The organism is Mesorhizobium sp. PUT5 (genome assembly GCF_052216645.1).
Classification (GTDB): domain Bacteria; phylum Pseudomonadota; class Alphaproteobacteria; order Rhizobiales; family Rhizobiaceae; genus Mesorhizobium.
On record NZ_JBQOSO010000003.1, the window covers coordinates 2,606,160 to 2,620,117 of the forward strand.

The window sequence follows — 13,958 nt, forward strand, 5'->3', positions numbered from 1 at the left end:
GCGGCGGTTATCGCATGGCCTTGCCGTTCGGCACCTTCACGCGCCGGAATACCGCCACGATCTCCTCGCGGCTGCATTCGACGGCGCCCAGCCGAACCGCCCGGTCACGCTCGAAGCCGGTAATGTCGTAGTGCGGCGCCGAGGTCTTGGGAGGCCCCTGGTAGGACGACAGCTTGAGGCCGAGGTGTGTGGCGAACCGGTGCAGTTCCGCCAGGTCGTCGGCGAGCATGTGGCACCACAAGAGGCCTTCATGCTTCCAGATCGCGGCATCGACATAGACCGCCATCGAGCCGGCCGCCGCGCGCGGCCTACTGGTTGCAGGTTTTCTGCGGCGCGGAATTGAACAGCGCCAGATTGACCAGCCTCCCCCGCATCGAGAAGTCGCCATAGTCCATGACGAGATCGCGCGTCAGGCCGTTCTCGTTCAGCTTGAAGGAGATGCGGTATTGCGGCACCTCTTCGCCCGAGGACGTGTCGGTGGGATCGAAATAGGCGATGTCGACGGGCCAGTACTTGTCCTCGGCAAGCCCGGCCAGCGCGGTCCGCTCCGGATCGTCCTTGGCCACGGCCACCGGCTTGCCGACGATCACGGTGGTGGTCATGACCTTGTCGGCGTCCTCCGAGCCGTCGAACAGGCTGGTCTCGTAGAAGGTGTCGCCTTTCTTGGCCTTGTCGATCAATTCGACCAGATGCTGGGTGGGAAACTGGGTGGCGGCAAGCTCCAGCGTGTTCGGCTTGGGCTTGTCGAGATCGACCCGCAGCCCCTTGGCGTCCCGCGTCGCGGTACCCTTGACCTCCTTGTTGAGATTCTGATCGATGAAGGACTTGGTGACGAAGGAGAACGTCTTGCCCTTCCCGTCCTCGAAGGTGGTCGTCTGCTGGTCGGTCACCTGGCTGTTGTCGCTGGTGCTGATCTGCGTGACGAAGCGGAATTTCACCGTGTAGCCCTCGCAGGCCGAGCCGTTGAACTCGTAGACCATGCGGCCGGTGATGCCGGTAATGTCGGAGCGGTCGGACGCGTTGTCGAGGGAAAGGTCGTAGACGGCCCGGTGCGGCTGCAGCATGGGAACGGCCAGGGCAGGTGCCGTCGACACGACCGCCAGCAGCGCGGCATTGAAAAGGAGGCGCACTGCCTGCATGAATGGACTCCGGTCGCGCGGTCCGGGCAGGACCGCAGAGGGCCAAGTTTAAAAAAAGTCGTGGCGGAAGCGAGGCAAAAACAGCAATTTCGGCCCCACCGACACCGCAGCTTCAAGCAATAGGGAATTACCATGAGCGAGACAATCGAAAAGCGGCTGGCCGATCTCGGCATCACCCTGCCCGCGGCGGCAGCACCGGCAGCCAACTACGTGCCTTTCGTGCGCACCGGCAACCTGCTGTTCCCGTCGGGCCAGTTGCCCATGAAGGACGGCAAGCTGGCCGCCGCCGGCCTGCTCGGCCGCGACCTCGACACGGCCGCAGGAAAGGAAGCGGCGAAGCTGTGCGCCATCAACATCCTGGCTCAGGCAAAGGCCGCATTGGGCGATCTCGAGAAGATTCGCCGGCTGGTGAAGATCAACGTCTTCGTCGCCTCCTCCCCCGACTTCACCGAGCAGCATCTGGTCGCCAACGGCGCGTCGGACCTTCTGGCCGAGGTTCTGGGCGAGCGTGGCAAACACGCCCGCGCCGCGATCGGCATGGCCGTGCTGCCGCTCAACGCAGCCGTCGAGATCGACGCCGTCATCGAGGTAGAGTAACCTGTCATGACCGATCTTTCCTGGCTGACCGCCCGCCCGATCGCGCATCGCGGCCTGCACGACCTCAACAAGGCGTGCTGGGAGAACACCCTGTCGGCCTTCGCGCGCGCCGCCGACAAGGGCTACGCCATCGAATGCGACGTGCACCTGACCTCGGACGGCGTGCCGGTGGTCTTCCACGACCACGATCTCGGGCGCCTTGCCGGCCAGGACGGCTATGTGTGGCAGCGCACGGCGGCCGAAATGGCCGCCCTGCGCATCGGAGGCACGGCCGATCATGCGCCGACGCTGGATGAGCTGCTTGCGCTGGTGAACGGCCGCGTGCCACTGGTTGTCGAGCTGAAGGGCACGCCCGGCCGCGACGACGGGCTTGTGTCCGCCGTCGCGCAGCGTCTGGCGACCTATGACGGCATGGCCGCCATCATGTCGTTCGACCATTGGCTGATCCGCCAGTTTTCCGCGGAAGCGCCGGGCATTCCGGGCGGACTCACCGCCTGCGGCACCCGCAACCAGGACATCGAGGCGCATTTCACCATGCTTGCGCACGACATCGCCTTCGTCTCCTATGCGGCCGGCGATCTGCCGAACCGCTTCATCAGCTTCGTGCGCGAGAAACTGGCGATGCCGGTCATCACCTGGACGGTGCGCGACCAGCCGGCGGTGGATCTGACCTTCCGCTATGCCGATCAGATGACTTTCGAGGGCTTCGAGCCGCAAGCGGCCGCCACGGCATGAACTGCGGCCTTGCGCGCGGCAGAATGGCGCTTAAGTAAAGCCGCATGGATGTGGGCGACGGCAGCAGGCATGAAGGCGACGCGGGCTTTGTGGTGCGCGTCGCCGCTGGCGTAAGCGCCTTCACCAAAGCCGAATGGAATGGCTTGACCGGCACCGGCCGGACTTCAGAATCCGGCTACAACCCTTTCCTTTCCTATGCTTTTCTGACGTCACTGGAAGAGTCCGGTTGCGCCGTGCCGCGCACCGGCTGGCAGGGCAACCACATCCGGCTGGAAACCGCAGGGGGGCGCCTGCTCGGCGCCATTCTCTGTTATGCCAAGTCGCATAGCCAGGGCGAATACGTCTTCGACCATGGCTGGGCGGACGCGCTGGAGCGGGCCGGCGGCCACTACTATCCGAAACTGCAATGCTCGGTTCCGTTCACGCCGGTCACCGGCCCTCGTCTTCTCGTCACGCGAGGCGAAGACGAGGCATCCGTAAAGGCCGGGCTGGCCACCGCACTCAAGGCGGTCACCGACAAGCTCGGCATCTCGTCGGCCCACATCACCTTCCTGCCCCACCAGGACGTGGGAGTTCTGGAAGCGGCCGGCTATCTGCACCGCACCGACCAGCAGTTCCATTTCTTCAACGAAGGCTTTGCAAATTATGACAATTTCCTCGCCACTCTCGCCTCGCGCAAGCGCAAGGCGCTGAAGAAGGAGCGGCGTGAGGCGCTGGCCGACGGCATCTCCATCGACTGGCTGTCCGGCAAGGACATCACCGAACGCGTCTGGGACGATTTCTTCGCCTTTTACATGGATACGGGCGGCCGCAAATGGGGGCGCCCCTACCTCAATCGCAGCTTCTTCTCGCTGGTCGGAGAGCGCATGGCCGACGACATCCTGCTGGTCATGGCCAGGCGCAACGGCCGCTATATCGCCGGCGCCATCAACTTCATCGGCTCCGATGCGCTCTACGGCCGCAACTGGGGCTGCATCGAGGACCACCCCTTCCTGCATTTCGAGGTCTGCTACCATCAGGCCATCGACTTCGCCATCGACAAGGGGCTGAGGGTGGTCGAAGCCGGCGCGCAGGGCGAGCACAAGCTGGCGCGCGGCTACCGGCCGGTGACCATGCACTCGGCCCACTATATCGCCCATCCCGGCCTGCGGCGCGCCGTTGAGGACTATCTCAAACGCGAGCGCCGGGAGGTCGCCCATATGGGCGCCTATCTGGAAGAGCACACGCCGTTCCGCAAGGAAGACCCTTCAGACATCGCCTGACCGGCCTCAGTGCACGACTGTCCTGGAAAACAGGTTGATGACGGCGACGCCGGCCATGATGAGCCCTATGCCCACCAGCGCCGGCAGATCGAGCGCCTGGCGGAACCAGGCCCACCCTATGGCCGTGACGAGCACGATGCCGACGCCGCTCCACAAAGCGTAGACGATGCCCACCGGCATGACGCGCAGCGTCAGCGACAGGAAATAGAAGGCCAGCGCATACCCGGTCACTGTCACCAGCGACGGCACGAGGCGGGTGAAGCCATGCGTTTCCTTCAACGCCGTGGTTGCCAGCACCTCGAACAGGATGGCGACCAGAAGGTAGACGTAATTCCACGACATGCGACGTTCGAAGCCCATTGATTTGGTGCGACGCACCGGATGATATGGCCGCCACGAATAGGACATCGACGCATGAACGGCGAGAGGCAGACCATGAACTACGACGATACCAACATCTTCGCGAAGATCCTGCGTGGCGAACTGCCCTCGCACCGTGTCTATGAGGACGAGGCGGTGATCGCCTTCATGGACGTGATGCCCCAGGGCACGGGACACACGCTCGTGGTCCCGAAGGCTGGCTCCCGCAACCTGCTCGACGCCGATCCCGCGACGCTGGGGCCCCTCTTTGCCGCCGTGCGCAAGATTGCCCAGGCAGTCAAGAAAGCCTTCGCCGCCGACGGCGTCGTGGTCATGCAGTTCAACGAACCGGCATCTGGCCAGACCGTGTTCCACCTGCATGTCCACGTCATCCCCCGTTTCGACGGGGTGCCGCTGAAGCCGCATACGGGCGCTATGGAAAAGCCGGAGGTGCTGGCGGCCAATGCCGACAAGATCAGACAGGCGCTGGCCGGCTGAAGCACCGCAGCGAAGCCACAAAAAAAAGGCCGCTCAGGGCGGCCTTTTTTTCGCAACAACTGCCGATTCTTACTCGGCGTCCTTGGCGGCGGCTTTCTTCTTCGGAGCCGCCTTCTTCTTCGACTCGTCGGCGGCCTCTTCGGCCGGCTTTTCTTCCGCCTTCTTGGCCGCGGCCTTCTTGGCCGGCTTGGCCTTCTTCTCGCCCTCGGCCTCGTCATCCTCGGCCATCAGCTCTTCCTTGCTCACCTTGTTGTCGGTGACGGAAACCTGGCCGAGCAGATGATCGATCACCTTCTCCTCGAACAGCGGCGCACGCAGCGTGTTCAGCGCCTCAGGATTGCTGCGGTAGAATTCGAACACTTCCTGCTGCTGGTTGGCCGGGAAGCGGCGAACCTGCTCGAACAGGCTGCGCTGCAACTCTTCGTCGGCAACGGTCACGCCCGCCTTCTCGCCGATTTCGGCCAGCACCAGCCCGAGACGCACGCGACGCTCGGCAAGGCGCGTGTATTCCTCGCGCGCCTCTTCCTCGGTGGTCTCCTCGTCGGCGAAGGTGTGCCCGGCAGCCTGCAGGTCGCGGTTGACCTGGTTCCAGATGTTGTTGAACTCGGCGTCCACGAGCTTGGACGGCGCCTCGAACTTGTAGGCGGCGTCGAGCTGATCGAGGAGCTGGCGCTTGACCTTCTGGCGGGTCATCGAGCCGAACTGGCTCTCGATCTGGCCACGAACGATCTCACGCAGCTTGTCGAGCGAGTCCAGGCCGAGCGCCTTGGCCGTTTCGTCGTTGATCTCGAGTTCGCCGGGCTTGGCCACTTCCTTGACGGTGACGTCGAAGGTGGCTTCCTTGCCGGCCAGGTGCGGCGCCTGGTATTCCTCGGGGAAGGTCACCGTGATGGTCTTTTCCTCGCCGGCCTTGGCGCCGACAAGCTGGTCCTCGAAGCCGGGGATGAATTCCTTGGAGCCCAGCACCAGCGGCTGGTCGCTGCCGGCGCCGCCAGCGAATGCCTCGCCGTCGATCTTGCCGACATAGTCGATGGTCACGCGGTCGCCCTCGGCCGCCGCGCCGTCCCTGGGCTCGAAGGAGCGCGTCGATTCGGCGATGCGCTTCACCTGCTCCTCGATCTCGCTCTCCGGCACGTCATAAACCGGGCGCGTCACCTTGACGTCGGAGAAGTCCTTGATCTCGATCGCCGGGATGACCTCGTAGTTCAGGCTGAATTCGAAGTCGGCGCCGCCGGCCAGGATCTTCTCGGCTTCCTTCTCGTCCTCGGTCATGATGACCTCGGGCTGCATGGCCGCCTTCTCGCCACGGCCGGTGATGATGCTGCGGGAATCGTTCAGAATCTCGTTGACCACCTCGGCCATGAACGACTTGCCGTAGACCTTGCGCAGGTGCTGCACCGGCACTTTGCCGGGGCGGAAGCCGTTGATGCGGACCTTGTCCTTGGCCTCCGACAGCCGCGCCATCAGCTTGGCTTCCATGTCGTCGGCAGGTACAGTGACCTTGATCTCGCGCTTGAGGCCGGAATTGAGCGTTTCGGTGACCTGCATATCAAACCTTTATCTTCACCAATGAGGCCGCCAAACGGCCTCGCCGTTCGCAGCCTGCCGGACAGTCTTGGCCAGGATGGCTGTGGCGCGGGTCCCGGAGAGAAGACCGCATGCGCGGTTCACAAACTCCAAACGACGCTCCAAAATGTGAATAAGTCTTTGTTTTTCCTACTTCTTTTCACATTTCATAGAAGCGGATCGCAGCATCCCGTCACATTCGACACGCCTTTTGTCACAGGCTTGACCTATTTTCAACCATCTTCGCGTTCGGCCAAGGCTCGCCTGCCGTTACCGCCGGCTCATTCCTGCCGCCGACATTGACAGAATGATGGCTACGTGGGATTTCCCGCCTATGCGGATGTGGCGGAATTGGTAGACGCCCCGGATTTAGGTTCCGGTGCCGAAAGGCGTGGGGGTTCGAGTCCCTTCATCCGCACCAGCCTTTTCCAATTCCATGTCGGCTCAAAGAGTTGCCTGACCTCAAAGGCCTGTAGTCGCCCCTCCCCTGCACAGGGGGCTGGTAAATCTCGGCAAAGACAATGGGCAAACCCCAGATCTCCCCCGGCTCGGTCCTTCCAGAAGAAGAACTTGCAGGACGCTACCCAGGGTCTCCCACTGACCTCCTCAGGCTCCCATGGCGGTCACGGGCGGCCCGTTTGTCTCGGTATCATTCCGTAACGGTGTATTCACCCAGTTCACAGAGGTCCTGGGTATCTTCAAGGTCTTCCAGATCATCGCCCTGGAACTCGAAACGCATGTCGTATTTGCAGGCGCGTCGCCCGTCCTTGACGGTGATGCGGACACTCTCGCCGGGGGCGAGCGCGTCCTTGCCGAACACGTCCTCTTCCCAACTGTTTTCACCCACGGGCGACGTGTAGAATGCGTTGATGACCGAGTTGGTCCCGTTTTTCAAAACGAAAACAAGATCATCGGCCTTGGCCACGTTGACGCCGACAGCAGCCGCGGCCGCGACCGTCGTGGCGAATATCCAAGATTTCATGCAAATTACCCCCAGCCCGAAATTGGGCTCGGCGTGTATAGGCATTCCGGTATGTTCAAGCCAGAATAATTTTGGCTTCGGCTTGCGTGCGGTCGATCGACGGGCCGCAGAAAACCAAGAAGCGCGGCGTGCGCATACGCCCGCACGCCGTCACATGTTGCTTGGGCATCGGACTCCTGTGGAATCCGCTTTTCGTTCGCGCTTGCGCGCCGTCCTGCTAGCCCGCCCGGCTCACCGGGTGTGCCGGCCAATGGAACAGCGCCCACAGGCTGGCCAGAAGGCCGCGACCGCCGATGGCGGCGCGCACGCACAGCGCAGCGCGCGAGGCGTGCATGGTTTCGCCGACATGACAATGGCACACGATGTTGTGAAGCTGCCCATCGCTCAATTCGAAGAAGCGCTTGGCTTCCCCGTAGCTATCGTTCTGCAGCCCTTCGGTGCGCAGCAGCGGGTCCTCGAAGGCCACCGACAACGGCGAGCCGTGGCAGCGCATCAGGTCGCGCTCCTGCAGCGGATAGTATTCGGTGCCTGGAAGCGCCGACAAAAGACGCGCCGGCTGGCGTTCCAGAAGTTCAGCCCAACGTTGGAGACGTTGGGTACGATCCATTCCCCGGGAAGACGGCTCGGTTTGGATCTCGGCTACCTTGTGCAGTTGATCCAGTGTCTGATGCCTCATGGCAACCTCCTAGTCAGGTGGTTTTTTCGGCCCCTGAACGCCCTGTCCTGAAAATCATAGCGCGCGCCCGACGAGCTTCCATAGGTGGCGGGTGCGAATGCCTGATTTTCCTGGAGCGCACATTTCGCGTGCACATTTCCGCGCCCATCAGAACGAATGCGGCGGCACGAACAGGCAGATCGTCCGCCCTGCATCGAGCCCCGCCCGGTGGGCACACCAGTGATACTGACCGTCGGGACTGTCCTTGACGCGCCTGTCGGTCATCGGCACCACCTCGCCGGTGTCGGTGATGACGTAGCCTTCCGGCCGCTCCAATATCTCGCCCTTGGTCGCGGCCCGGCAGTCGTAACCGGCGCAGCAGGAGAAGGGATACCGCCATCCCAGCGGTTGCGCGGCGGTCGGCGGAGCATCATGGGCCGCCACCGGACCGACAGACAAGACGGCCGCAGCCGCCAGCACAGCGCGCAAAACCCGGGTGACCGGTTGCGTCGAGGCAGCGGACATGGTTCGATCCTTTCGAACGAGCATGAAGCCATCGCCCGTCCGAAGAACGCTCCTTTCCGCCTTAGGTTCCTGCCTTCTAATTTAGACGCAAGTGATCCGGCGGGCGACTTGCGCGCCGCCGCTCAGTCCAGATCGGCCACGGGCTGGCCCGAGCTGCCCTCGATACGCTGCGAAAGCGACGCCTCCATGAAGTCGTCGAGGTCGCCGTCGAGGACATTCGACGGGCTGGTGCTCTCGACCCCGGTCCGTAGGTCCTTGACCAGCTGGTAGGGCTGCAGCACGTAGGAGCGGATCTGGTGGCCCCAGCCGATGTCGCTCTTGGTCGCCTCGGTGGCGTTGGCGGCCGCCTCGCGGCGCTTCAACTCCTCCTCGTAGAGGCGCGAGCGCAGCATCTCCCACGCCTTGGCGCGGTTCTTGTGCTGCGAGCGCTCGGCCTGGCAGGCCACGGCGATGCCGGTCGGGATGTGGGTGATACGCACCGCCGAGTCGGTGGTATTGACGTGCTGGCCGCCCGATCCGGACGAGCGATAGGTGTCGATGCGCACTTCCGATTCCGGGATATCGATGACGATCGAATCGTCGATCACCGGATAGACCCAGGCGCTGGCGAAGGAGGTGTGGCGCCGCGCGTTCGAATCGTAGGGCGAGATGCGCACCAGCCGGTGCACGCCCGATTCGGTCTTGAGCCAGCCATAGGCGTTGTGGCCCTTGATGAGCACGGTGGCGGATTTTATTCCGGCCTCCTCGCCCTCGTGAACTTCCAGCACCTCCACCTTGAAGCGGCGGCGCTCGGCCCAGCGCGTGTACATGCGCAGCAGCATGGAGGCCCAGTCCTGGCTCTCGGTACCGCCGGCGCCGGCGTGGATTTCCAGATAGGTGTCGTTGGCATCGGCCTCGCCGGAGAGCAGCGTCTCCACCTGCCGCGCCTTGACCTCGCCCAGCATGGAGCGCAGCGCCGCCTCGGCATCGGCGACGACGCTGCCGTCGTCCTCTTCCTCGCCGAGCTCGATCAGGCCGATATTGTCCTCAAGCGCCTGCGTCAGGCCCTTCACCGCGCCGATCCCGTCTTCCAGGTTCTGGCGCTCGCGCATCAGCTTCTGCGCTTCGGCCGGATCGTTCCAGAGGCTTGCGTCCTCGGCCCGGACATTGAGATATTCAAGCCGCTTTACAGCCTGATCCCAGTCAAAGATGCCTCCTCAGCAGGCTTATGGCCTGCTTGATTTCGTCGACGATGGTCTGCGTTTCCGCGCGCACGATGCTGTCCTGCTGCAAGGGGTTGACTGGTCGGCGCGATACATAGGCAGCGCGCCGGAGCGTGTAAAGCGAAATGGACCTGCGGCCGGCAGGTCCCGCCGGATGGCCCGGGCAAAGCCAGGCCCCCGGCACGCCTAGGAACCATCAATAAAGGCCGCCGCCGCCCGACTGGATGGCCTGCGAAGCCTGCGGCGACAGCTCGCCGCCCGGTCCGTTGGAACCGTCCTCGCCCATGCCGATGACCCAGTAGCTGTCGGCCGGGCCGGTGCCGGGCTTAAAGGCCTCGATGATGGTTCCGGGCGCGCCGTCGGCGGCGCGCATGCCGGTCTTGCGGTCGATCGCGATCAGCTTCATGCCTTCCGGAACCTTGAACTCGATCTTCGGCTGACCGACGAGGTAGTCCTTCATGAAATCCTTGAACACGGGCGCCGCCAGGCCGCCGCCGGTCACGCCCTTGCCGAGTTGGCGCGGCGTGTCGTAGCCCATATAGAGGCCGACCACGAGGTTCGGCGTGAACCCGATGAACCAGGCGTCCTTCTCGTCGTTGGTGGTGCCGGTCTTGCCGGCGAGCGGATAGCCCAGCTCGGACACGGTCACGGCGGTGCCGCGCTGCACCACGCCCTCCATCATCGAGGTGATCTGGTAGGCCGTCATCGGGTCCAGCACCTGCTCGGAATTGTCGACCAGCTCCGGTTCCGGCTGATTGTCCCATTCGGCGGCGTTGCAGTTCTCGCAGGTGCGCTCGTCCTGCTTGAACACGGTCTTGCCGTAGCGGTCCTGGATGCGGTCGATCAGCGACGGCTTGATCGATTTGCCGCCGTTGGCCATGATCGAATAGGCGGTGACCATGCGCATCACCGTCGTCTCGCCCGAGCCGAGCGCCATCGGCAGATATGGCGCCAGATGGTCGTAGACACCGAAGCGCTCGGCATATTCGGCCACCAGCTTCATGCCCATGTCGTTGGCGAGCCGCACCGTCATCAGGTTGCGCGAGCGCTCGATGCCGGAGCGCAGCGTGGCCGGACCTGCGGTGCGGCCGTCATAGTTCTTCGGCGTCCAGGTGGTGTTGCCGCTCTGGATGGTGATCGGCCCGTCCATGATGACGGAGGCCGGCGTGTAGCCGTTGTCGAGCGCGGCCGAATAGACGATCGGCTTGAAGGAGGAGCCCGGCTGGCGCATGGCCTGCGTGGCACGGTTGAATTCGGATTCGGCGTAGGAGAAGCCGCCCACCATGGCCAGCACGCGGCCCGTATGCGGGTCCATGGCCACAAGGCCGCCCTCCACCTCCGGCACCTGGCGCAGCAGGTAGTTGCCGGAATCGCCCTTCTTCTGGACGAAGACGACGTCGCCCGGCTTCAGCACCTCGGCGGGGGACTTGGCCTTGAGCGTCTTGCCGCCCTGCTTGTAGCGCATGGCCCAGGCCATGTCCTCCTTGGCGACGGTTGCCTCGACACGCTCCTTGACCAGCTCGCCCGACGCCTGGCGCGCGGGCTGGAGCCCGATGGAAAGACCGGAATCGGAACTGTCCAGCACCACGGCAAGCGACCATTCGGGCACGTCGTCGAGCCCCTTGACCTTGCCGAGCGCCTCGCCCCAGTCGCCGGAGACGTCGATATGGCTCGCCGGCCCGCGATAGCCGCGCAGCGTATCGAACTTGATGAGGCCGTTCTGCATGGCCTTGCGCGCGAAGAGCTGCAGTTTCGGGTCCAGCGTGGTGCGCACCGAAAGCCCGCCCTCGTAGAGCGCATTCTCACCGTAGCGCGCGATGATCTGCCGGCGCACCTCCTCGGTGAAATACTCGCCGGCGAACAGATAGGTGCCGTTGCGGCGCGGCTTTACGCCGAGGGGCTCGGCCTTGGCCTTCTCGCCCTCCTCGCTGCTGACATAGCCGTTCTCGACCATCTGGCCGATCACCCAGTTGCGCCGCTCGATTGCGCGATCGGGATGCCGGAAGGGGTGATAGTTGGAAGGCCCCTTGGGAAGCGAGGCGAGATAGGCGGCTTCCGCCACGGTCAACTCGTTGACCGATTTGTCGAAATAGGTCAGGGCGGCACCCGCCACGCCATAAGCCCCCAGGCCGAAGAATATCTCGTTGAGATAGAGCTCGAGGATTCGGTCCTTCGGATAGGCCTGCTCGATGCGGAAGGCCAGGATCATCTCCTTGATCTTGCGCTCGTAGGTCTGGTCCGATGTGAGCAGGAAATTCTTGGCCACCTGCTGCGTGATGGTGGAGGCGCCGACCTGGCGGCGGCCCGAACCGAAATTCTGCAGGTTGACGATGATCGCGCGGCCGAGGCCGGTGATGTCGACGCCGGGATGGCTGTAGAAACTCTTGTCCTCGGCCGACAGGAACGCCGCCTTGACGCGGTCGGGTATGGCCTGGATCGGCAGATAGAGCCGGCGCTGGCGCGCATATTCGGCCATAAGCGAGCCGTCCGTGGCATGGATGCGGGTCGTGACCGGCGGTTCGTACTTGGCCAGCACCTCGTAGTCAGGCAGGCCCTTGGTCAGATGGCCGACGTAGATCGCCGCCCCCGCCGCAATCAGGAGCGCCAGCGTGGTGCCGATGCCGAAGAAATAACCGATAAGACGAATCATGCCCACTCCAGTCCGTGGTCGGGGGACTGCCTAAACCATGCAGCAGGTCGCGCAAGGTTTCCGGAGCCTCCCTTTGCGCATTTCACGCCCAATGTCGCGACGATGTGGGCAAAATGCGGCAAGAATGGAATTCGGCCGCCGCAGCGCGCAATAATATCGGGGGATGTTGTCCATGCGCAACGCCTCTTCCGGTTGCATCATGGCGCTGCCCGCTCCCTAGCCGCCGGTATCGGTCTTGGCGGCCTTTGCCGAGGCAAACAGCGCAATCGCGTTGGTGATGCTCTCGGCGGCCTTGCCGCGCCAGCTCGGATCGGCCAGTTGCGCCTCGTCCTTGGCATTGGAGAGGTAGCCGAGTTCGACCAGCACGGAGGGAATGTCTGGAGCCTTGAGCACCCTGAAGCCCGCGGAGCGATGCGGATTGTTGATGAGGCCGACGGTCGTGGACAATTGCCCGACCAGCGTATGAGCGAAGCTCATGGAGAAGGAATGGGTCTCGCGACGGATAAGGTCGATGAGGATATCCGTCACCTCCTGGCTGTCGTCCTTGATCTCCATGCCGGCGAACTGGTCGGACAGGTTCTCGCGATCGGCCAGCGCCTGCGCTTCCGGGTCGGAGGCCTTGTCGGAAACTGTATAGACGGTGGCGCCGCGAATGCCCTTGAGGCTGATCGTATCGGCATGGACGGAGATAAACAGGTCCGCGCCATGCTGGCGCGCGATGCGCACGCGCTCGTCAAGGCGCAGGAAGACGTCCGCGTCCCGCGTCATGAACACGTCGTATTTTCCGGTGGCGGTGAGCTTGTCGCGCAATTCCCGGGCGAAGGCCAGCGTCACGTCCTTCTCGACCGTGCCGTTGGGGCCCTCAGCGCCGCCGTCGACGCCGCCATGGCCCGGATCGAGCACGACGGTGAAGCGATGGCCCGTGCTGAGCGGCCCCTTGCCGACCCTGGCGCTTTTCTCGGTCGACACGGTGGAAGCCGTGGTGAGCGCCTGGTCGGCCAGCGCGGCATCGAATTCCCGGTCGGACGCTGCCGAAATGTCCACGGCCAGACGGTAGCCCGCACCCTCCCGATTTTTCAGCACGTCGATTTTGTCTACCTTGAAGGGGCCCTTCCCCGCCAGGACGAGGCGCGACATGCCCTCGCCGACCGGACCGTAGCGTACGCCGCTCACCAGCCCGTGTGCCTTCAAGTCCTTCGGATCGAGCGCCATCTGGGTATCGGGCAGGTCGATGACGAGGCGATGCGGGCTGCGCAGCAGGAACCATCTGGGGATGGGTTCCCGGTCGAAATCGACGACGACGCGGACCTTCACCGCATCGCCGGCCATCTTGTAATCGACGGCACGCACTGGTTGCACGGCACCTGCCCCCGCGTCCGCCGCCTGCGCCCGCTGCACGGCCGCCATGCAGGCAAACACCAGAAAAAGCGCAAACAGGCACGGCGCAGCCCGGCGGCATGTGCCAAAGACCTTGTCTACGATCGTCTTCAACCCCATCTCAGTTCCAGTCGCGTCGATTCGGCAGGCGGGCAGTGATTCCGGCGAAATGCGGACGTCCGCAAAGTCGATTAACGATTGGTATCCAGAGAAGGTTAACCAAGCCTTTTCGCAGGCGGTTTGCGGCGGCAGGGCTTTTGCCGGCATGGAAATCGGGGTTGCCTTCCCTCCTGCCAAATCATAAAAGCGATGGTGGATCGCTGCAATCCTGGATCCGTCTCCCTGCGCAACTTCTGCCGCAGGCCCCTCACTGGACGGTTCCATTCGCATTGAGCGAAAAAGGCATCAGG

Annotated in this window: 14 protein-coding genes and 1 tRNA gene; 5 read left to right on the top strand and 10 right to left on the bottom strand. The window is 63.7% G+C overall.

The window, feature by feature from the left end:
• Positions 1-7 precede the first annotated feature (7 nt).
• Positions 8-286, bottom strand: coding sequence for a DUF4031 domain-containing protein (locus tag ACTDI4_RS14225; protein WP_442841766.1), 279 nt, complete (start codon positions 284-286; stop codon positions 8-10).
• A 22-nt stretch (positions 287-308) separates the two neighbouring features.
• On the bottom strand, positions 309-1,139 hold the full coding sequence (locus tag ACTDI4_RS14230) for a cell envelope integrity EipB family protein (RefSeq protein ID WP_442841767.1): 831 nt from the start codon (positions 1,137-1,139) through the stop codon (positions 309-311).
• Positions 1,140-1,271: 132 nt separating this feature from the next.
• Between ACTDI4_RS14230 and ACTDI4_RS14235 the strand changes: the two genes are divergently transcribed.
• The 3 genes from ACTDI4_RS14235 to ACTDI4_RS14245 are packed head-to-tail and all read left to right on the top strand — an operon-like array spanning position 1,272 to position 3,733.
• Positions 1,272-1,736, top strand: coding sequence for a RidA family protein (locus tag ACTDI4_RS14235; protein ID WP_442841768.1), 465 nt, complete (start codon positions 1,272-1,274; stop codon positions 1,734-1,736).
• 6 nt (positions 1,737-1,742) lie between these two features.
• Positions 1,743-2,471, top strand: coding sequence for a glycerophosphodiester phosphodiesterase (locus ACTDI4_RS14240; RefSeq protein WP_442841769.1), 729 nt, complete (start codon positions 1,743-1,745; stop codon positions 2,469-2,471).
• 44 nt (positions 2,472-2,515) lie between these two features.
• On the top strand, positions 2,516-3,733 hold the full coding sequence (locus tag ACTDI4_RS14245) for a GNAT family N-acetyltransferase (RefSeq protein ID WP_442841770.1): 1,218 nt from the start codon (positions 2,516-2,518) through the stop codon (positions 3,731-3,733).
• 6 nt (positions 3,734-3,739) lie between these two features.
• Here ACTDI4_RS14245 and ACTDI4_RS14250 read toward each other — a convergent pair whose 3' ends face one another.
• Positions 3,740-4,075 (bottom strand): DMT family transporter, encoded by a 336-nt coding sequence (locus ACTDI4_RS14250; RefSeq protein ID WP_442843355.1) that lies wholly within the window; start codon positions 4,073-4,075, stop codon positions 3,740-3,742.
• Positions 4,076-4,147: 72 nt separating this feature from the next.
• Here ACTDI4_RS14250 and ACTDI4_RS14255 point away from each other — a divergent pair, with 72 nt between their 5' ends.
• Positions 4,148-4,591: an HIT family protein gene (locus ACTDI4_RS14255; RefSeq protein ID WP_442841771.1), complete on the top strand. Its 444-nt coding sequence runs from the start codon at positions 4,148-4,150 to the stop codon at positions 4,589-4,591.
• A 69-nt stretch (positions 4,592-4,660) separates the two neighbouring features.
• Here ACTDI4_RS14255 and tig read toward each other — a convergent pair whose 3' ends face one another.
• A complete protein-coding gene (gene tig, locus ACTDI4_RS14260) occupies positions 4,661-6,139 on the bottom strand; it encodes a trigger factor (RefSeq protein ID WP_442841772.1) in 1,479 nt (492 codons plus the stop codon).
• 354 nt (positions 6,140-6,493) lie between these two features.
• Here tig and ACTDI4_RS14265 point away from each other — a divergent pair.
• A tRNA-Leu gene (locus tag ACTDI4_RS14265) sits at positions 6,494-6,578 on the top strand.
• Between the two features lie 228 nt (positions 6,579-6,806).
• Here ACTDI4_RS14265 and ACTDI4_RS14270 read toward each other — a convergent pair.
• The 6 genes from ACTDI4_RS14270 to ACTDI4_RS14295 all read right to left on the bottom strand — a co-directional run bounded on the left by ACTDI4_RS14270 (position 6,807) and on the right by ACTDI4_RS14295 (position 13,668).
• Positions 6,807-7,139 carry a hypothetical protein gene (locus tag ACTDI4_RS14270; RefSeq protein WP_442843356.1) on the bottom strand — a complete coding sequence of 111 codons (333 nt, stop codon included), beginning with the start codon at positions 7,137-7,139 and terminating at the stop codon, positions 6,807-6,809.
• 217 nt (positions 7,140-7,356) lie between these two features.
• Positions 7,357-7,815 (bottom strand): hypothetical protein, encoded by a 459-nt coding sequence (locus tag ACTDI4_RS14275; RefSeq protein ID WP_442841773.1) that lies wholly within the window; start codon positions 7,813-7,815, stop codon positions 7,357-7,359.
• 147 nt (positions 7,816-7,962) lie between these two features.
• Entirely contained in the window at positions 7,963-8,319 is a 357-nt protein-coding gene (locus ACTDI4_RS14280) for a hypothetical protein (RefSeq protein ID WP_442841774.1), read from the bottom strand.
• A 122-nt stretch (positions 8,320-8,441) separates the two neighbouring features.
• Positions 8,442-9,573, bottom strand: a protein-coding gene (gene prfB / locus ACTDI4_RS14285; protein ID WP_442841775.1) for a peptide chain release factor 2 whose coding sequence is annotated in 2 segments (ribosomal slippage) — positions 8,442-9,506 and positions 9,508-9,573 — 1,131 coding nt in all. Because the reading frame shifts where the segments join, the coding sequence is not laid out codon by codon here.
• Between the two features lie 144 nt (positions 9,574-9,717).
• Positions 9,718-12,171, bottom strand: a complete 2,454-nt coding sequence (locus ACTDI4_RS14290) for a penicillin-binding protein 1A (RefSeq protein ID WP_442841776.1) — start codon at positions 12,169-12,171, stop codon at positions 9,718-9,720.
• Between the two features lie 216 nt (positions 12,172-12,387).
• Positions 12,388-13,668, bottom strand: coding sequence for an N-acetylmuramoyl-L-alanine amidase (locus ACTDI4_RS14295; protein ID WP_442843357.1), 1,281 nt, complete (start codon positions 13,666-13,668; stop codon positions 12,388-12,390).
• Positions 13,669-13,958: the final 290 nt, after the last annotated feature.

Bases quoted from the DNA above. Each gene is read 5' to 3' on its own strand.
- ACTDI4_RS14290 (WP_442841776.1), bottom strand. From the start codon at position 12,171: ATGATTCGTCTTATCGGTTATTTCTTCGGCATCGGCACCACGCTGGCG.
- ACTDI4_RS14295 (WP_442843357.1), bottom strand. From the start codon at position 13,668: ATGGGGTTGAAGACGATCGTAGACAAGGTCTTTGGCACATGCCGCCGG.
- ACTDI4_RS14245 (WP_442841770.1), top strand. From the start codon at position 2,516: ATGGATGTGGGCGACGGCAGCAGGCATGAAGGCGACGCGGGCTTTGTG.
- ACTDI4_RS14275 (WP_442841773.1), bottom strand. From the start codon at position 7,815: ATGAGGCATCAGACACTGGATCAACTGCACAAGGTAGCCGAGATCCAA.
- ACTDI4_RS14235 (WP_442841768.1), top strand. From the start codon at position 1,272: ATGAGCGAGACAATCGAAAAGCGGCTGGCCGATCTCGGCATCACCCTG.
- ACTDI4_RS14270 (WP_442843356.1), bottom strand. From the start codon at position 7,139: ATGAAATCTTGGATATTCGCCACGACGGTCGCGGCCGCGGCTGCTGTC.
- ACTDI4_RS14280 (WP_442841774.1), bottom strand. From the start codon at position 8,319: ATGTCCGCTGCCTCGACGCAACCGGTCACCCGGGTTTTGCGCGCTGTG.
- ACTDI4_RS14250 (WP_442843355.1), bottom strand. From the start codon at position 4,075: ATGTCGTGGAATTACGTCTACCTTCTGGTCGCCATCCTGTTCGAGGTG.
- ACTDI4_RS14240 (WP_442841769.1), top strand. From the start codon at position 1,743: ATGACCGATCTTTCCTGGCTGACCGCCCGCCCGATCGCGCATCGCGGC.
- ACTDI4_RS14255 (WP_442841771.1), top strand. From the start codon at position 4,148: ATGAACGGCGAGAGGCAGACCATGAACTACGACGATACCAACATCTTC.
- ACTDI4_RS14225 (WP_442841766.1), bottom strand. From the start codon at position 286: ATGGCGGTCTATGTCGATGCCGCGATCTGGAAGCATGAAGGCCTCTTG.
- tig (WP_442841772.1), bottom strand. From the start codon at position 6,139: ATGCAGGTCACCGAAACGCTCAATTCCGGCCTCAAGCGCGAGATCAAG.
- ACTDI4_RS14230 (WP_442841767.1), bottom strand. From the start codon at position 1,139: ATGCAGGCAGTGCGCCTCCTTTTCAATGCCGCGCTGCTGGCGGTCGTG.